We start from the raw sequence: 17461 nt of genomic DNA on the forward strand, positions 1-17461 counted from the left end.
TTTTGTCCCGCCCGTGATTATAGTCGCCATGGGTCCGACAAATTTGAGGATCAAGGGCTTTTGCGCCGGCGCGGGGGTGCCGCGCGGGCGGAATTCGCTTATGATCTGTGCGCGAGCCGCACGGGGGTGGCGTATGGCATGCGGTAACAGTTTGCGTTTGAAGGTGTTTTAGTGATCGATCCCTATGTTTTGCTTGGCGTGGAGCGTGATGCCGACGAGGCGGCGATCAAGTCCGCTTACCGGAAGGTGGCGAAAGCCGCCCATCCCGACAGCGGGGGCGATACCGACCAATTCGCACGCCTGCAAACCGCTTACGAGCTTTTGAAGGATCCGGTGCGCCGCAAGGTGTTCGACGATACCGGCTACGATCCGCAGCTTGCCGATGCCAAGGACCTCAAAGGCCTGCTGATGCTGGAAACTCTGGTCAACGAATTCATTCTGGACGAGCGCGAGCCCGGCAGCTTCGACCCAGTGGCCGCCATGCGCCGCAAGCTGACCGACGATATCCTGAAAAGCCGCTTTCACATTCTGGAACTGGAGCGTCACCGCACGCGGGTGCGCAAACATATGGACCGGCTGGGCAGAAAGCCGGAGACCGATGTTTTGAGTTCCATGTTGCGTGCGCGCAGCCAGTCCATCGCCGAAGCCATCCGCAATGCGGAAGCGCAGATAGAGGCAATCGAGCAGGCCTATACGATGCTGGAAGGCTATTCCTACGAGCTGGAGAGCATATCGCTCTCCGAACCGCTGCTGAAAGGCGAGGCGGCGGAATAGCCGTTTCCCCCTAGAGTTCTCAGGGACCGTTGACGAGCGCCAGGATGAGCTGATGCACGCGGCCACCGGGCGAAAGCTCGTCCCGGTCGAAATCGCGTCCGCGCTGGCGTTGCTCGTTGGATAGCTCACCAAGCCGCTGTTGCAGGACAACGCGCACTTTCTGGCATTTCGGATCGTTTTCCGCTCTCAGACCGGTGCTGAATGTCTCGATCTTCTGCACCATGTCGAGAATGTGCTCGCCATGAACGCGCTCATGGGTTTCCACACCGGAAATGAAGGTTTTCCAGCTGGCGGCGACCGCGGGCGGCAATCTGGCCGGCGCTTTCGGCCAGGTATAGATGATTGTGAGATTGGGCTTGGCGGTGGCCAGTACGCAGGCACCGTCCGGTTGCGGACGATAATCGCGCCGCCATGTCAGCTTGAAGGTGGTGTGGGCGATGGCCTGCACACCGGCGGTCGGGCCGCGTTCGCCTATGGACTGGTAGAGCGCTCCGCCCGTATCACCGCTGATCGCATAGGTTTTTATCTGCTCGGCTGGTTTCCAGCCGGCTGACTGTGCTGACAGCGGAAGGGTGCTCAGCAATATCGTCATAGCGCTGATGGTGAGGGAAGAGAGAGTTTTGGCGGGCACGCATCGATCCTTGGTGTCTTGCGCGCCGAAGATAGGCGAGAGCTGGGCTGCTAGGCAAGCGCCGTGAGAGAGGGATTGTCGGATACTGCGCCGAAATTCCACACACGAAAAACCCCCGCGACGGATCGCGGGGGTCAAGCTTGCGACTGCAGGGGAATCAGTCGTCCAGCTTGTCGTAGTCGAGCTTCGGTGCGTTCTGCAGCGCTTCCTTGGTGGTATCGACATAGGCCTTCCAGGTGCCGTTGTCGTTGTGGACTGCAACAGAGGCAGGGTCGAGTACCACATAGCTCTTGTCGATGCCGAGGAAACCGCCGACGCTGGCAACGAGGCCGATCACCGATTTGCCATCGCCGATGACGACATCCTCGATTTCGCCGATGTTTTCGTTCTGGGCGTTATAGATATCCAGACCGTCGAGCTGGGAGGCGGTGAGGTCGGTTTTCTGGACATTGACGAACTTCAGCGGGCCGTTAGCCTTGGTGCCCATGGTGATGCCGGGACCGGACAAAGTCGCATCGGCGCCAACAGCAGGCGCAGTCGCAGCCGTCTGGGCAAAAGCCACGGAAGAGGAGAGGGCTGCTGCGGCAGCGAGAGCGATGACGTTGATTTTCATGATGTTTCTTCCCTTTGTATGCTGAACGTTTCGTTCGGGGAAGAAACGGTGAAGGCCGGATTTGGTTCCGCGTGGGAGCGCAGGAAATTTTGGTTTATGCTGGTAGCGGGAGCACTGGCACGCCAAATCCGGAGGACGTTATGGCAAAAAACACTGACAGCAAGGAAGCGGAGGAGAATGCACCGTCGGTTCTCATCGATCGAAAGATCGCGGAGCTTGGCGACTGGCGTGGCGAGACGCTTGCGCGCATCCGGGCGCTGATAAGGAAGGCCGATCCGGAGGTGACGGAGGAGGTTAAATGGCGCGGCGTGCCCGTCTGGGAGCATGCCGGTATCATCTGCACCGGCGAAACCTACAAGACAGCCGTGAAGATGACGTTTGCGAAGGGCGCGTCGCTTGAAGACCCGGCCGGCCTGTTCAATTCGAGCCTTGAGGGCAATACGCGGCGCGCCATCGACTTTCACGAGGGAGATGAGATCGACGAGGAGGCACTGGTGGCGCTGATCCGCGCGGTGGTGGCGTTAAATGTGGCGGGGAAGGCTGGAAAGAAACGCACGGGGAATAAGGCTGGGTAATCGAGTAGGCGGTCAATCCTTCGCAACGTCCGTTGCCTTGTCCCATTCCCCATCGATGAACTTCAGCGCGTCGATAATTGACACTTTCCACACTGACCAGACGTGATCGCCATCGGTGATCCGCAATTCGGATTTACGATTGTCGGCCTGAAGCGTTTCGTGCAGGGCGATGGCGCCGCGCCAGAGGAAGAAGCCGTCGTCGTCGCCAACTGTCAGATAGGTGGCCGGCAAGTCTTGGCTTTCGGCGACGTGCTGTGCAACAAGGGTGAAGACGTTCTTCTCATTGAAAAGTCTGGCATCGAAGGGCGTGCCGAAGGCGCCGGAGAAGTGATCGCCGGTGGAGGGCAGCACGATGCCGCTGGTGACGGTGGTGCGGTCGACGCGGTGGAAGAAGGCGCTGTCCTGAATGAGCTTGAGTTCCGCGGGCGTTTTGTCGAGATCGGAGGCGGGCACGTTCTGCCAGATCGCGCCGGACAGGCTGGCGACTGCGCCATAGAGGTCTTCGTGGCCATAAGCCAGATGCAATGCGCCGAAACCGCCCATGGACAGCCCGGCGATGGCACGCCCTTCGCGATCTTTTCGCACCGGCAGCGTTTTTTCCACTTGATGGCGCAGATCGCCAGTCAGGGCCGTCTCGTAATCGCCGGGACCACCGACAGCGGCCGAATCCACATACCAACTGTTTTTAACGCCTGGCATGATGACAACCAGCGGGCGGATGGCGCCAGCCGCAATCAGCGTGTCCAGCGTCTTTTCGATATTGCCGAGGTCTCGCCAGCTATTCTGGTCACCATCATGGCCGTGCAGGAGATAAAGCACCGGCCAGCCGTTTTCCGGCGGCGTGCCATCCGGTCGGTAGATGTTGACGGGCAGCGGTGCGTTCAGGGCGGCGCTGTGGAAGGTGGCGTCCTCAATCTGCCCGGCAAGGACTGGGCTTGAGAAAAAGACGAGGCATAAGGCCGCCAGATTTTTTCGATGCATGCGGTGTCTATCCAGATTGCGCTGTTGCGCGTCAGCGACCGGGACGGCCGGTCTTCCCCTTCGTCCGGCTTTTGCGCTTCTGTTCGCCGGCATCCTCATAGGAACCCGCTCCGATCTTGCCGCGCACGAGGGGGCGGGGATCGTCCTTGGTTCGCTCAGGTTGGCCTTCCATGAGCGGTGAGAAACGTTTGCCGGTTTCCGTCTCGGGTTTGCCGGGAACTTCGCCACGCACCGGCTTCTCGGTGCGGCCAACGGTCATCTCGTCCAGCGTGTTCCTGCGGAACAGCGGCTTGCCCGTGTCCGAGCCGGGACCCATTTCGTCCAGCGAAGGTTTGGCGAAGAGAGATTTTCCACTTTCGTTTGCGGAAGCGGCACCGTCCTCTGTCACGCCCGATATGTCTCCTGCAAGAGGGGAGATCGACCCGTTGCGAGCGCTCGTTTCTTTTTTCTTGCTTCTACCGCCACCCTCAAGCGATTTCGCCTCTTCCTTCGCCATCGGGTCGTCCATGACGGCGAGTTCGGTGGCCTTGAGGCGCTTGATTTCGTCTCGCAGGCGGGCGGCTTTTTCGAAGTCCAGATCGGCTGCGGCATCGCGCATGGATTTTTCCAGCGCGTTGAGATGGGACTGCAGATTGTTACCGACCAGATGGCCGCCATCGGCGAAGCCTTTGCCGGAAACGCCTGAAATATCGGCCCTTACGTGATCACGTTCATAAACTGAATCAAGAATATCGGAGATCTTCGCCTTGACCGATTCCGGCGTGATGCCGTGTTCGGCGTTATAGGCCATCTGCTTTTCGCGGCGGCGGGAGGTTTCCTCCATCGCCCGCTTCATCGAGCCGGTGATGTTGTCGGCATATAGGATGACCTTGCCGTCGACGTTACGGGCGGCGCGGCCGATGGTCTGGATCAGCGAAGTTTCCGAACGCAGGAAGCCTTCCTTGTCGGCATCGAGGATCGCGACGAAACCGCATTCTGGAATATCGAGGCCTTCGCGCAGAAGGTTGATACCGACAAGCACGTCGAAGGCACCAAGGCGCAGGTCGCGGATGATCTCGATGCGTTCCAGCGTGTCGATATCCGAGTGCATGTAACGCACGCGAACGCCCTGTTCGTGCAGATATTCGGTCAGGTCTTCAGCCATGCGCTTGGTCAGCACGGTGCAGAGTGTGCGGTAACCCTTAGCGGCGGTCTCGCGAATTTCGCCGAGGACATCGTCCACCTGGCTGCGGGCGGAGCGCACCTCGACCGGTGGATCGATGAGTCCTGTCGGGCGGATGACCTGTTCGGCGAAGACGCCGCCGGCCTGTTCCATTTCCCACGAGCCGGGGGTGGCCGAAACCGCGACCGTCAGCGGCCGCATCGCATCCCATTCCTCAAAGCGCAACGGGCGGTTATCCATGCAGGAGGGAAGGCGGAAGCCATATTCGGCCAGCGTCGCCTTGCGCCTGAAGTCGCCGCGATACATGCCACCGATCTGGCTAACCGAGACGTGGCTTTCGTCAATAAAAAGCAGCGCATTATCAGGGATATATTCAAACAGCGTCGGCGGCGGCTCACCGGGATTGCGGCCGGTTAGATAACGCGAATAGTTTTCGATACCGGCGCAGGAGCCGGTCGCCTCCAGCATTTCGATGTCGTAACGCGTGCGCTGTTCCAGCCGCTGGGCTTCCAGCAGGCGTCCCGCCTTTTCCAGCTCGGCGAGGCGGACCCTCAGCTCTTCCTTGATCGACTTGATCGCGCCGTTCAGCGTCGGGCGCGGGGTGACATAGTGCGAATTGGCGTAGATCTTGACGGATTGCAGATCGCCGGTTTTCTGGCCGGTCAGCGGGTCGAATTCGGTAATGGAATCGATTTCGTCGCCGAACATCGAGATGCGCCAGGCGGCATCCTCAAGGTGGGCAGGGAAGATTTCGATGGTATCGCCGCGCACGCGGAAGGAGCCGCGCTGGAAATCCATGTCGCGGCGCTTGTATTGCTGGGCCACAAGGTCGGCCAGAAGCTGGCGCTGGTCCAGCCGGTCGCCCACCTGCATCTGGAAGGTCATGGCGGTATAGGTTTCCACCGAGCCGATACCATAGATGCAGGAAACCGAAGCGACGATGATGCAGTCGTCGCGTTCCAGCAGCGAGCGGGTCGCGGAGTGACGCATCCGGTCGATCTGTTCGTTGATCGAGGATTCCTTCTCGATGAAGGTGTCGGAGCGCGGCACATAGGCTTCCGGCTGATAATAATCGTAATAAGAGACAAAGTACTCTACCGCATTGTCGGGGAAGAAGTTCTTGAACTCGGAATAGAGCTGCGCGGCCAGCGTCTTGTTGGGCGCAAGGATGACGGCCGGGCGCTGGGTTGCCTCGATCACCTTGGCCATGGTGAAGGTTTTGCCGGAGCCGGTGACGCCGAGCAGGACCTGGCTGCGCTCGCCGGAATTGATGCCTTCCACGAGATCGGCAATCGCCGTCGGCTGGTCGCCTGCCGGTTGATACTCCGAGTCCATGCGGATTGTAACGCCGCCTTCGGATTTCGGCGGACGGGCCGGCCGGTGCGGCGTCCACATCTTGCCGTCCTTGAACAGCGGATTGCCGCTCTCGATAAGCGCCGATAGTGCCTCGACGGTGGCGGTGACGGCACCCGGTGCGAGATTGGCCGCCTCCTCCAGGGAAACGTCCATGCCAGCCACTGGATTGAGACCGGCGGCGGCGCGGGTTTTTGGATCGCTCGACGCGCCGATGGAAACGCCGCGCGCTGTCTTGGAAGCCGTGGTGTTTTTAGCCGTTTTGTTGGCCGCTTTTTCCGCTTCCTTGCGCGCTTCGATCTCGATCTTCTTGCGGTGCTTGCCAGCTTTCGAGGCGACTTCGCGCTGGGTTTCCACCGAGCCGGCTTCGGCTTCCGCCTCGAGCTGTTTTACCCAATCGGCAACGCTGCCGCTGAGCGGCGCGCCTTCGAACGACGATTGCGGAGCTTCCTCGAAGCCGGAATTCGAGGGTTTGGAATTTTTGGGTGATCTGGCCATGCGCGAAATATGGAGGGAGTCACGCGCAAAGGGAAGGGGAGGCCAAGAAAAAATGAGTACAAAAAGGAAACGAAGCGCGGGGAACAAAATTTGGCCGGATACGTTGCATAGCGGCCGAATACGCTTTGATAGAAACCGGTTCCGTTTCATACGGCGGTAAGTTAAAGCAAAGACAAAAATGACGGTTGCGTTTTCAAACTGCCTTTCGTGAGATCCCTCCCTTCTTCATTCAGGAACAATCATGCCGTTCTCGATCAGCCCTGCCCACATCTGGCCTGTCCTGATGCTCATCGTCTCCAATGTTTTCATGACTTTCGCCTGGTATGGGCATCTCAAGCATAAGGGCAGCGCACTCTTCCTTGCGATTGTCGCAAGCTGGGGCATCGCTTTCTTCGAATACATGCTCGCAGTCCCCGCGAACCGCATGGGATCGGAGGTCTATTCGACCGCGCAGCTCAAGACCATTCAGGAAGTTATCACGCTTGCGGTCTTTGCGCTGTTCTCGGTCTTCTGGCTGAAGGAAAGCATCACGATCAACCACGTGATCGGTTTTGCGCTCATCGCTTTCGGCGCTTCCTTCATCTTCCGCTCCTGATCGCCACAGGGCCTTTCTATTGCCGTGGCGGACAGGTTTCGCCACGGCACGAGGAACGGTGTTACGATCCCGTTCCACCATTGGCATAGTCCAACCGCGCCGTACAAATGCGGACGTGGTTCTCGTCCGCCCACTGCACCAGCAATTGCATCGGCACCAGAAACGAACGGCCGAGATTGGTCAGTTCGTATTCCACGCGCGGCGGCACCTGCGCATAGAGTGTGCGGCGAATGAAACCGTCTTCCTCCAGCCGTTTCAGCGTGCGTGACAACATCTGCTTGGAAATATCGTCGATCTTGCGGTTCAGTTCGTTGAAACGCAGAACCCCGCCCTGAAGCGCTTCCAGAACCAGCAGGCTCCATTGATCACCGATGCGATCCAGCACGTCGCGGATGGGGCAGGGCTGGTCGAAGGCGAAGATTTCCTTGGTTTGCGTATCCGGCATTTTACCTGCTCTTTCCATTTTTGTGCCCTTTCAGGTCATCGCCGTGTGACCTGATCAGCGTCGGCTGACTTCTTGCAGCCGGGGCTGCGATACCATAGCTTCCCCTGACGGTCTATTATCTAGACCTACAACGATGCCTATAAAGGAAAAAGCCATGGCTAAAATCGCGCTCATCGGAGCCTCCGGCAATGCCGGATCCCGTATTCTGAAGGAACTTTCCGACCGGGGGCACCAGGTGACGGCGATCGCCCGCAACCCTGAAAAGATCGCCAGCCTGCCGAACGTAGTGGCAAAAAAGGGCGATGTCTTCGATCAGGCAGGGCTTTCGGAACTGCTTAAGGGTCACGATGCCGTGATCAGCGCCGTGCACTTCACTGCGAGCGATCCGGTGACGCTGATCGAGGCCGTCCGTGCCTCGGGCGTTTCCCGTTATCTCGTCGTGGGTGGCGCCGGCAGCCTCGAAATTGCGCCGGGCCAGCGCGTGGTTGACCTGCCGGACTTCCCGGCCGCCTACAAGGCCGAGGCGACCAAGGGAGCGGAGTTTCTGGACCGTCTGAAAGGGGAAAAGCAGCTCGACTGGACTTTCCTGTCGCCATCGGCCGAATTCGTGCCGGGGGAAAGAACGGGCAAATTCCGTATCGGCAAGGACAGCCTTTTGAGCAACGAAGCTGGCAGCCGCATTTCTTTCGAGGATTACGCCATCGCTCTTGTCGATGAAATCGAAAAGCCGCAGCATTCTCGCCAGCGTTTCACCGTCGGTTACTGAGAGGTCTCATCCATGAATTTCATGACACGTCGTCTTGCCATCGCTGCTCTTGCCCTCGCGCCCGCGCTGATGGCCGCGCCCGTTCTGGCGGAAACCGCCAAGCGCGATCTGGTTCAGGAAGAAGCCAACCGCAAGCTGGTGATCGATTTTTACGACACTGTCTTCAACAAGCACGAAGTGGAGAAGGGCGCTGCCGTCATCGTCGACAGCTACAAACAGCACAATCCGATGGTGCCTGATGGCAAGAAGCCGTTCGTCGACTATTTCACCGGCTTCTTCAAGGAAAACCCGCAGGCGAAATCCCGGATCGTGCGCAGCGCCACGGATGGAGATCTGGTTTATCTGCACATCCATTCCACGGATAAAGAGGGTGCTCGCGGAGCCGCCATCGTCGATATTTGCAGGGTCACCGACGGCAAGATTACCGAACATTGGGACGTGATCCAGCCGGTTCCGGAAAAGGCTGCAAACAATAATACGATGTTCTAGAGCATTTCCAGTAAAAGTGCGTAGCGGTTTTACGTCCGGAAAATTCGTAGAAACAAACAGTTAGAGCACGTCAAACGATTCTGTTTAAACAGGACGTGCTCTAAGGCCAAGCTTCTGCCAACCGCCCGGAATTCAGAAGGGCACGGCCGGGGGATATCTCCCGGCCGTGTTTTTTGTCAGGCAGCGCGTTGCTTTTCGCGGGACTGCACGATCAGATCCAGAACAAGCATCACCAGCAGGCTTGCGCCGACCAGCGGGAACAGGATGCCACCGATGGCGAGCAGCGCCAGCAGGCCGCGCAAGACGCGTTTATCCTGCGGCAATGGTGGCACGCCGAGTGAACCTCTGGGGCGTCGTTTCCACCACATGATGCCGGCGGAGACGGCAAGCAGGACGATGCCGACACAGGCTGCCAGCAACACGATCTGGTTGGCGAGGCCGAATTGTTGGCCCATATGCACGTTGATCCCCCATTCCAGCGCCTTTCCAAGCGGACCGTAGTCGGAATAGCTCATGTCGATCAGCGGTTTGCCGCTATATTGATCGAGATGGACGACGCGCTGCTTTGAAAGGTCGTCGGGATAGACGGAGCCGCTATAGACGCCTGTCGGTTTGGTCGGCAGCACGACGGTATAACCAGTGGCAAGACCGAGCCCGTCGAAACGCGCGATGGCTGCATCTATGCCGATTGGTTGCCCGGTGGCGGATGCGGAGGATTCCGGGATTTTCGCCTGCTCCAGTGACCAGCTGGTCTTGGCCATGTGATCGAGATGTTCGCCGGACATTGGAACATCGGTCCGCACGCCTGCCGGATATCCGAAATTGCTGCCATTTGCCCATTCGTTGACCTTGGCGCCCCACACGCCCGACCAGGGCATTCCGGTGACTGCGAGAAATACGACGAAAAAGCCGACGAAAATGCCGGTGACGGCATGGGTATCGCGCCAGAAGACGCGTTTTTTCGGCGTGCCGCGCACGGTCAAGACACCGCCGCTCTGCTTCCTAGGCCACCATAGATAGATGCCGGTGGCGACGAGCAGGATGGACCAGCCGGCCGCGATCTCGATCAGATAGCGGGTATAGGTACCGAAATATTTCAGGCTGTGGATGTAGCGGATCGTCCACATGATGGTGCCGCGATCTGGCAGTGAACCGGCAACCTGCCCGGTATAGGTGTTGACGTAGACGGCGCGTTTCCCTTCGGCCGTCCTGACGGTAATTTCCGTCGAGGCACCCGGATCGCCTGGCGTGGTGTATTTCACCGCAGTGCCGGGAACGGCCGCAACGGCTGCGGCGAGAATATCGGAGGGGAGTGCTTTCGGCACGTTCTGCGCCACTTCGATGCGCTTCAGGTCCGAATGAATGAAATTGTCGAATTCGTCCCGGAACAGATAGAGCGCACCGGTGACGGCCAGCGATATCAGAAAGGGCAGTACAAAAAGGCCAGCGTAGAAGTGCCAGCGCCATACGGCGCGGTACAGGTTGACGGACGAGGATTGCGCAGGCGCGCGCTCGCCCTCGAAAGAGGTCGTAACGGACATGGATGTCTCCGCAGAAAAGTTGATTTTCCGGCAGGGCCGGATCGCTCTTCACATTTGCAGAGAGGGAGGCGGTGCGCGTGGGCGCGATTCCAGATTGGGTGGTGGCGGCGGCAATGCCGTGTCGCGGTCGAGAAAGTCGACTTCGACGACCCGGACGATCCCGTCCGCACGCTCCACGGGAGTAACGGGAAGAGCGGCGATGGTAACGGAGGCCAGACGGCAGAGCGTGCCGCAGCAATTGTCGGCGAGCTTGCCCGCAGGGTTGGAGGCCGGGTTCGGTTTGCCCGAACCGCCTTCGGGCATGTGGCTGGAACAGATGATCTCACCGGTCGCCAGCGCGGCTGAGGCCATATTGCCGCTGGTCAGGCCATTCACGAGCCCTTGCAGGAGAAAAAGCAGGACCGCCAGCGTGGCGATGGCGCCAGCCGAACTTCTGTCCTGCATTATCCTGCGAATGAATCCCATTGCAGCGAAATGCCATATTTATCGGGCCGTGTCACCGCGACACGATGGCGAAAGACGAGGCCTGTTTTCAATTATCACCCGGCGTCGGGATGGGAATGTTCAGGCCAGCAGGTCGTAGGTCCGGAATATCCAGACTACCTGATAAATCAGGGCGAAAATGACGAGAAACCTGTGAAAGCGTCGGTTGCCGATGAAAGCTGCCAGTGTGAACAGAACAACGTAAATAGCTGTGCGGATGAGATATTCAGCGCCCAGCGAGGAGAGGTAGTCCTGTCCCTTCAGCAGCGTATCGCCGATATCCGTGACGAAAAGTGCGGCGAGAAACGCGAAGAACCAGCTTTTGCGGGAAAAAAAATAGTCCTCGTATCCCTTGTATTCCTTCATGTCTGAGGGGAACAGCAACACGCACAGGAAATAGAACAGCGAGCAGAACAGGATCAGGAACAGGAACGCGCCGAAGCCGAGGACGTGGCTGGTGGCGGAAAGCCGGTGTTCCCACCACCAGAAATGCACGAGCATCAGAAACAGGAACGCCACCCAGCCGATATGCAGGGGATAGATGCGCTCCTTCTTGGGATGCTGCACGAAACCGGCAAGGCCGGTCAGCAAGCGGGCGAGGCTGAGGCCGACCACCATGCCCATGACGGCGCGGATATGCGCATAGGCTTCCGCGGCGTTGACGGCGGCCTCCATCGCACCCTACTCCGTCGGAGGGATGGGCGTCGGCTGCCCGTTTTCGTCCATCGCCACCATGATAAAGGTTCCGGCAGTGACTTTTTCCAGCTTGTCGTAACGGGAGCGCTGCGCCCAGGCCTCGACCGTCAGCGTGATGGAGGTGCGGCCGAGCCGGGCGATATCGGTGTAGATGGACAGCGTGTCGCCGATCTTCACCGGCAACTCGAAAGCCATTTCCTTGACCGCCGCAGTGACCACGCGACAGCGGGACCGCTCCGCCGCGCGGATGCCGCTGGCCAAGTCCATCTGGGACATGACCCAGCCGCCGAAAATATCACCGGCCGGATTGGCGTCGGCCGGCATTGCGAGCGTCCGCAGCGTCAGCTCGCCGGTCGGTTTGATGGGCAGGTCGGTCATGTCGAGATTTGCTCCTTGCGAATGTCAAAGGCGCAGCATGCGTTGCGCTTTGTGATTTCGCAAGGAAGGGTAAGCGTCAGGACGACGCTTTGCCCAGAAATTGCTGCGTCGCATAAAGGGCGATGGCTGCCGCATTCGATACGTTGAGCGATTTGATCTCGCCCGGCATATCGAGACGGGCGAGCGCCGAAACGGTTTCGCGGGTCTTCTGGCGCAGACCCTTGCCTTCGGCTCCCAGTACCAGGGCGATCTTTGCGCCGTTGAAGGTTTGCTCGATGGGGGCGGGGCCTTCCGAATCCAGACCGACCGAGAAGAAGCCAAGCTTGTGCAGCTCGCCCAATGTATCGGCGAGGTTGGTGATCTGGATATAGGGAATGAGTTCCAGTGCGCCGGACGCAGACTTCGCAAGCACGCCTGACTCCGTCGGGCTATGGCGAATGGTGGTGATGACGGCGCCGGCATTGAAGGCGACCGCCGAGCGCATGATGGCGCCGACATTGTGCGGGTCGGTAACCTGATCGAGCACGAGGATCAACGGGCTTTTCTTCAGCGCGTCGAGTTTCTTGACCGGAAGCGGCCTGGTTTCCAGCATCACGCCCTGATGGATCGCCTCGGGGCCAAGCACCTTGTCGATATCCTGCGGTGAGACAATCTCTACCGGGAAGGGCTGCGCATCCGCTTCGCCGATATCCAGACGCGCAAAGGCATTCAGGGTAACCGACAGCTTGATGAGTTGCCGTTCGGGGTTGGAAAGCGCCGCACGCACGGTATGCAGGCCGTAAAGATGGACCTGATCCGGCGCAAGCTGCGGCGGCTTCCAGTCTTCCGCGCCACGATTCCGGCGCTTCGGCTGCTGCGGGGTCGGAATTTCGCCCCTCTCGCGTTTGGCATCGCGCACGGCACGGCGAAGGGTGGCGTAGTGTGTGTCGCGGGTGGATTTGTCGTTTGGATCGTCTTTGCTCATGGCGCCTTATATCTCCGGGACGCGACGCACACCAGCCCCCGCGATAATCCACAGGCCTGCAAAGAGGTTTGAATTTTTTCCCGAAAATTCGTGAAACGGCGTGTTGACAGAAGCGAACGAGGCCGTCATATACGCGCCACAGACGACGCAACGGCGCTTCGCCGGAGAGAAATCTGAAGAGCTTGGTTGCTCGATCCTAGCAGATAGCTGGAGGGATGCCCGAGTGGTTAAAGGGGACGGACTGTAAATCCGTTGGCTACGCCTACGTTGGTTCAAATCCAACTCCCTCCACCATTCTGCGCAGGATCAAAATCACCACCGCGGGTATAGCTCAATGGTAGAGCAGCAGCCTTCCAAGCTGAATACGCGGGTTCGATTCCCGCTACCCGCTCCAAAACTTCTCAAAAAGATCGATAATTTTGCCTCGCGCCGATGTGCAGCCTCCAATCAGCGTTGGCTGTTTTCAGTTCGCCTCCAAGGCCGACTGAATCCGCATTTTCTCTGCGTCGAGCTCGCTTAATCTTACCATATGCGCCGTAATTTTCTCAAAGATCGAGGTGCGATCCGCCGTCGACAGGCGTTCAGTGTGGCCCAGGGCAGTAATGACCTCGATCAGATCAAGTCGCTCTTGCTCAAGTTTTTCAAGATTCCACATCATCGCGTTTCCTCGCTGGCACGCGCTTCAAACGGCCAACCCGGATAAAGGTTCAGGTCAATAGAATTTAAAGTAAATTTTATCTTATTGGCTGGGACGCGGTGCGCTGGGGCACGGCTGAATCAATCCGGTGAACGACATTGCGTCCGGATGCCGGCAGCAGCCATATAGCTGTTGTCGGTTGGATGGTATGATGCGTAACGCGTTGCACACCATTTTACGTGGTCTATTTCCGATTGTGAGAGGGCGTAACCATTGGATGACGCCTCTTCACCCTTGCCCGCGGCAAAGGCGGATGCGGGATAGCCGCGACCGTCGGAATTCTGCGCCTGCTCCTGCTGTTCGTAGGCCGGCTGTATGAGGCTCAGCGCACTGGCGGGCAAGGTAAAAGCGGTAGATATTGCGACGCCAAGAGCGAGCGCGGAGATAGTCTTCGGCATCCTCAACATCGATAAATCCTCGTTATTCGTTCGAGATGCTAACGAAAATTAAGGAATTTCGTTCCGATGCAGGGTTGACGTCACACGAATACGTGATTCGTTGGGCGGTGCTGCCGTCGTTCGCGTGGCAAGGCGGAGATGCCTCTGGCGGCGGGCTGATTTGGATATCCATGGTAACTGAGTAATGCAGTCCTCACCGCGAAAACGCCACGCCCGATGAGCACATTTTGCTCCGCGCCAATTCGACTTTGAGTGCTCGTTGCACTGCTCGTTGACAAGCGGAAAGTCCGGTCGGATAGTCTGCCGGCAATCATGCACACGGGAGTCTTCGATGATCAACAGGGTTGTAATTCTCTCATCCTTAGCGCTGCTCGCATCGGCGGCGTTTGTCTCCCCCGCAGCGGCGCTCACCATGAAAGAGTGCAGCGTGAAATACCAGGCGGCGAAAGCCGACGGGTCCGCGAAGGACGTCAAGTGGAACGACTATCGCGCCAAGTTCTGCGGTAGCGATGCTGCTGCCGAAAGCGCTGCCGACGACAAGCAAGTTGCGGCTACCACCGACAAAGAACCCGAAAAGGCGACGATAAAGGCTCCGAAGAGCGTCGTATTTCCGAGCGCTGTCGATAAGAAATATTCAAGCGAGACTCCTGGCAAGGCCCGCCTGAAGACCTGCGTCGATTCTTATCGTAAGAACAAGGATGACGGCACGCTCGGCGATCTCAAGTGGATTCAGAAGGGTGGCGGTTACTGGAGCCTGTGTAATACGGCTTTGAAGAGCTGACGCGCTTTTTTGGGGCGGCGGCTGATCGCCGTTGCCCCAGCAATGACGCGTCATCAGGCATCATACCGAAGGACTTAATTTGTCGATTCGGTTGACCGGAGCGTGTCTGAGCCACGTCCAGAACGACGTGCGGTTTTTCCTGTGCCCTGCAAATCCTGTGGCAAGCGTGGCCCAGCGTTTTCACGCTTACCGGCGGGTTGATATTCACATGGTCAGGCAACCCCGGTTTCGGGCGGGTAAAATCTGCGAATGGTTTGCGATTCAGCATCTTGATAGAAAGAGTTGATCTTGCGGCTTGATCCGCATCCAGCAATTAAACGGTTACGGCTGTCCCGTGGCGGCTGGCCGGCAATGTGGGCGGATGACCAGACGATTTCGAAACTACCTCGCCGTACTCGCCATATCATTACTGATGTGGACGTTGGTGCTTGGCGTCATTTATTGGCTGTTTCGATAGCTCTTGCCGCAGCTTCAGCGCCGAAATGAACCCGCTTCAATCGGCGGCATAACCAGCACATGCCTTCGCGGCTGATATTCGGCAAAACTTGCCAACAAAGAATGGACGTTGCCCCCGAAGGAGCGGCGGCAGGGCGGTTTTGGGAAACCTTGCCATGCCGCCGGTCAGCGTTGAATTGCGCGCAGCGCGTTCAGCCTAGAACGAGCGCTGTTAAGAGCGCCAGCAGGATTAGTGAGCTTGCAACAGCGCCCAGCTTCATCCTGCGAAGGCGGCGGGTGCGACCGCCGGTCCAGTCATAAGCCATTGGCAGCTTTACCTTTCTTTTTATTTTTATGACTTATTAACTAGCTCACTAGGCTTGCCCGTGGCTGACCTCAATTGCCAAAATCCATAGGCAAAAAATCACGATTTCCCTGTCTTATCCGAATGTTGCAGCGGACGCGGAGACCGATTCCCCTGTGCGCCGATTTCACCTGCGCGTGCGCTTGCAATGCTGTGCAGGCAAGGGTGCATTTGTGTGGGTATGAAAAGAAAAGGCCCGGAAACTCTCGTTTCCAGGCCTTTCGGGACGAATATGTGACTGCCAGTCTCAGCCGAAATAAGGCTTGATGTAGGGCAGGACTTCGATCACGCCGTGATACAGCATGTTGAGCGCCACATAGATGATGACCATCAGGCCAAGATACGAAATCCAGCGGTAGCGGTGCAGCAACTTGGCGACGAAATTGGCGGCCAGTCCCATGAGGGCAATCGAGACGACGAGACCGATGATCAGCACCGTGACATGGTCCTGCGCGGCACCGGCGACGGCAAGCACGTTGTCCAGCGACATGGACACATCGGCGATGACGATCTGGGTTGCGGCCTGAAAGAAGGTCTTGTGACCTTTGGTCAGGTCAGCCTCTTCGTCCGTCACCTCGTCTTCGATGGAGCCTGCGGCTTCGCGCAGTTCGGACCACATCTTCCAGCACACCCAGGCAAGCAGAAGCCCGCCGAAGAGTTGCAGCCCGACAATGGAGAGAAGCTGCACGGTGACGGCGGCAAAGCCGATGCGCAATACGGTGGCGGCGATGATGCCGACCAGGATCGCCTTGCGGCGAAGATGGGCGGGAAGACCGGCGGCGGCAAGGCCGATGACGATGGCATTGTCGCCTGCGAGAACGAGATCGATCGCAATGACTTGCATGAATGCCGTGAAGCCGGCGGCTGTGAAGATTTCCATTGAGCGGTCCTGAAACGGATGTAATTTCGCGCCGGAGAGCGCGGCTGATCAATATGTGGCATAGAGGTTTTGCGCCTGGGCGCATCGTCCCGCTCGCCCGTCTCCCCCCGGAGATGAAATTTCCTTAAGCCATGATGAGGGTCCAGGTAAAGAAGTTGTGATAAAGAAAAAGCTTATTTAACGATCCGATTGTGCGAAGAGGGGTGCAGGCAGGGTCCCGTCCGTGCGTCCCGTCTTGCCGTCGCGTGGGAAGGCTGAGCCAGCTTTGAATATCGCGCGGAACGCACCATATATGCACCTTGAGGCGCGCCTTAGGCGTGCGCGACCGTGCTTTGACAATTAAGTCTTGCGCATTCGCTTACAAAGCCTTAAACGGCGACACCAAACCGGTTCGCCGGGAAAACTACTTCACGTTCACAGGAAGCAATTCACATGGCAAAGAGCAAGTTTGAGCGCAATAAGCCGCACGTCAACATTGGCACGATCGGTCACGTCGACCACGGCAAGACGTCGTTGACTGCTGCGATCACGAAGTATTTCGGCGAGTTCAAGGCGTACGACCAGATCGACGCTGCTCCTGAAGAAAAGGCTCGCGGCATCACGATCTCGACGGCGCACGTCGAATACGAAACGCCGAACCGTCACTACGCACACGTCGACTGCCCCGGCCACGCCGACTACGTGAAGAACATGATCACCGGTGCTGCCCAGATGGACGGCGCGATCCTGGTTTGCTCTGCAGCTGACGGCCCGATGCCGCAGACGCGCGAGCACATCCTGCTTGCTCGCCAGGTTGGCGTTCCGGCGATCGTCGTGTTCCTCAACAAGGTTGACCAGGTTGACGACGCCGAGCTTCTCGAGCTCGTCGAACTGGAAGTTCGCGAACTTCTGTCGTCCTACGACTTCCCGGGCGACGATATCCCGATCGTCAAGGGTTCGGCACTTGCTGCTCTTGAAGATTC

Annotated in this window: 20 protein-coding genes and 2 tRNA genes; 9 read left to right on the forward strand and 13 right to left on the reverse strand. The window is 58.5% G+C overall.

Going from position 1 to position 17461, the window contains the following annotated elements; genetic code table 11:
• Nucleotides 1-171: 171 nt before the first annotated feature.
• A complete protein-coding gene (locus F617_RS0111100; RefSeq protein ID WP_003513049.1) occupies nucleotides 172-774 on the forward strand; it encodes a J domain-containing protein in 603 nt (200 codons plus the stop codon).
• A 19-nt stretch (nucleotides 775-793) separates the two neighbouring features.
• Here the strand turns inward: F617_RS0111100 and F617_RS0111105 are convergent, their stop codons facing one another.
• Nucleotides 794-1405, reverse strand: a complete 612-nt coding sequence (locus F617_RS0111105; protein ID WP_026330788.1) for a DUF922 domain-containing Zn-dependent protease — start codon at nucleotides 1403-1405, stop codon at nucleotides 794-796.
• A 157-nt stretch (nucleotides 1406-1562) separates the two neighbouring features.
• Entirely contained in the window at nucleotides 1563-2018 is a 456-nt protein-coding gene (locus F617_RS0111110; RefSeq protein WP_003513045.1) for a PRC-barrel domain-containing protein, read from the reverse strand.
• Between the two features lie 140 nt (nucleotides 2019-2158).
• Here F617_RS0111110 and F617_RS0111115 point away from each other — a divergent pair, with 140 nt between their 5' ends.
• Nucleotides 2159-2593 carry a DUF1801 domain-containing protein gene (locus tag F617_RS0111115; RefSeq protein ID WP_019565340.1) on the forward strand — a complete coding sequence of 145 codons (435 nt, stop codon included), beginning with the start codon at nucleotides 2159-2161 and terminating at the stop codon, nucleotides 2591-2593.
• A 12-nt stretch (nucleotides 2594-2605) separates the two neighbouring features.
• Here the strand turns inward: F617_RS0111115 and F617_RS0111120 are convergent, their stop codons facing one another.
• Both F617_RS0111120 and uvrB read right to left on the reverse strand, forming a co-directional pair.
• Nucleotides 2606-3574, reverse strand: coding sequence for an alpha/beta hydrolase family protein (locus tag F617_RS0111120; protein WP_019565341.1), 969 nt, complete (start codon nucleotides 3572-3574; stop codon nucleotides 2606-2608).
• Nucleotides 3575-3605: 31 nt separating this feature from the next.
• Nucleotides 3606-6587, reverse strand: a complete 2982-nt coding sequence (uvrB, locus tag F617_RS0111125) for an excinuclease ABC subunit UvrB (RefSeq protein ID WP_003513042.1) — start codon at nucleotides 6585-6587, stop codon at nucleotides 3606-3608.
• Nucleotides 6588-6828: 241 nt separating this feature from the next.
• Between uvrB and F617_RS0111130 the strand changes: the two genes are divergently transcribed.
• The gene (locus tag F617_RS0111130) at nucleotides 6829-7182 is read left to right on the forward strand and encodes a DMT family protein (protein WP_003513041.1); all 354 of its coding nucleotides are present in this window, start codon (nucleotides 6829-6831) and stop codon (nucleotides 7180-7182) included.
• 61 nt (nucleotides 7183-7243) lie between these two features.
• Here the strand turns inward: F617_RS0111130 and F617_RS0111135 are convergent, their stop codons facing one another.
• On the reverse strand, nucleotides 7244-7627 hold the full coding sequence (locus F617_RS0111135; RefSeq protein ID WP_003513040.1) for a helix-turn-helix domain-containing protein: 384 nt from the start codon (nucleotides 7625-7627) through the stop codon (nucleotides 7244-7246).
• Between the two features lie 154 nt (nucleotides 7628-7781).
• On the opposite strand from F617_RS0111135, the gene F617_RS0111140 reads away from it, so the two are divergent.
• A complete protein-coding gene (locus F617_RS0111140) occupies nucleotides 7782-8393 on the forward strand; it encodes an NAD(P)-dependent oxidoreductase (RefSeq protein ID WP_013636447.1) in 612 nt (203 codons plus the stop codon).
• 12 nt (nucleotides 8394-8405) lie between these two features.
• The gene (locus F617_RS0111145; RefSeq protein WP_019565343.1) at nucleotides 8406-8882 is read left to right on the forward strand and encodes a nuclear transport factor 2 family protein; all 477 of its coding nucleotides are present in this window, start codon (nucleotides 8406-8408) and stop codon (nucleotides 8880-8882) included.
• 176 nt (nucleotides 8883-9058) lie between these two features.
• Here the strand turns inward: F617_RS0111145 and F617_RS0111150 are convergent, their stop codons facing one another.
• The 5 genes from F617_RS0111150 to rlmB all read right to left on the reverse strand — a co-directional run bounded on the left by F617_RS0111150 (nucleotide 9059) and on the right by rlmB (nucleotide 12944).
• Nucleotides 9059-10423 (reverse strand): PepSY domain-containing protein, encoded by a 1365-nt coding sequence (locus F617_RS0111150; RefSeq protein ID WP_019565344.1) that lies wholly within the window; start codon nucleotides 10421-10423, stop codon nucleotides 9059-9061.
• A 48-nt stretch (nucleotides 10424-10471) separates the two neighbouring features.
• Nucleotides 10472-10888 (reverse strand): DUF2946 family protein, encoded by a 417-nt coding sequence (locus tag F617_RS0111155; RefSeq protein ID WP_003513036.1) that lies wholly within the window; start codon nucleotides 10886-10888, stop codon nucleotides 10472-10474.
• Nucleotides 10889-10987: 99 nt separating this feature from the next.
• Entirely contained in the window at nucleotides 10988-11581 is a 594-nt protein-coding gene (locus F617_RS0111160; RefSeq protein WP_003513035.1) for a hypothetical protein, read from the reverse strand.
• 6 nt (nucleotides 11582-11587) lie between these two features.
• A complete protein-coding gene (locus tag F617_RS0111165; protein WP_003513034.1) occupies nucleotides 11588-11980 on the reverse strand; it encodes an acyl-CoA thioesterase in 393 nt (130 codons plus the stop codon).
• Nucleotides 11981-12056: 76 nt separating this feature from the next.
• On the reverse strand, nucleotides 12057-12944 hold the full coding sequence (gene rlmB, locus F617_RS0111170) for a 23S rRNA (guanosine(2251)-2'-O)-methyltransferase RlmB (protein ID WP_019565346.1): 888 nt from the start codon (nucleotides 12942-12944) through the stop codon (nucleotides 12057-12059).
• A 209-nt stretch (nucleotides 12945-13153) separates the two neighbouring features.
• On the opposite strand from rlmB, the gene F617_RS0111175 reads away from it, so the two are divergent.
• Together F617_RS0111175 and F617_RS0111180 are read left to right on the forward strand one after the other, a co-directional pair.
• Nucleotides 13154-13238, forward strand: a tRNA-Tyr gene (locus F617_RS0111175).
• A gap of 26 nt (nucleotides 13239-13264) precedes the next feature.
• A tRNA-Gly gene (locus tag F617_RS0111180) sits at nucleotides 13265-13338 on the forward strand.
• A gap of 69 nt (nucleotides 13339-13407) precedes the next feature.
• Here the strand turns inward: F617_RS0111180 and F617_RS0111185 are convergent.
• Nucleotides 13408-13602 (reverse strand): hypothetical protein, encoded by a 195-nt coding sequence (locus F617_RS0111185; RefSeq protein WP_019565347.1) that lies wholly within the window; start codon nucleotides 13600-13602, stop codon nucleotides 13408-13410.
• A gap of 119 nt (nucleotides 13603-13721) precedes the next feature.
• Complete coding sequence (locus F617_RS0111190) at nucleotides 13722-14048, reverse strand: BA14K family protein (protein WP_081626696.1); 327 nt, start codon at nucleotides 14046-14048, stop codon at nucleotides 13722-13724.
• Between the two features lie 322 nt (nucleotides 14049-14370).
• On the opposite strand from F617_RS0111190, the gene F617_RS0111195 reads away from it, so the two are divergent.
• Nucleotides 14371-14820, forward strand: a complete 450-nt coding sequence (locus tag F617_RS0111195; RefSeq protein WP_003513030.1) for a hypothetical protein — start codon at nucleotides 14371-14373, stop codon at nucleotides 14818-14820.
• A 1046-nt stretch (nucleotides 14821-15866) separates the two neighbouring features.
• Here the strand turns inward: F617_RS0111195 and F617_RS0111200 are convergent.
• Complete coding sequence (locus tag F617_RS0111200; RefSeq protein WP_003513029.1) at nucleotides 15867-16499, reverse strand: TerC family protein; 633 nt, start codon at nucleotides 16497-16499, stop codon at nucleotides 15867-15869.
• Between the two features lie 432 nt (nucleotides 16500-16931).
• On the opposite strand from F617_RS0111200, the gene F617_RS0111205 reads away from it, so the two are divergent.
• On the forward strand, nucleotides 16932-17461 hold a 530-nt coding region (locus F617_RS0111205), incomplete at its 3' end, for a GTP-binding protein (RefSeq protein ID WP_019565350.1).

Source organism: Agrobacterium sp. 10MFCol1.1 (assembly GCF_000381165.1).
GTDB classification, from domain to species: domain Bacteria; phylum Pseudomonadota; class Alphaproteobacteria; order Rhizobiales; family Rhizobiaceae; genus Agrobacterium; species Agrobacterium tumefaciens.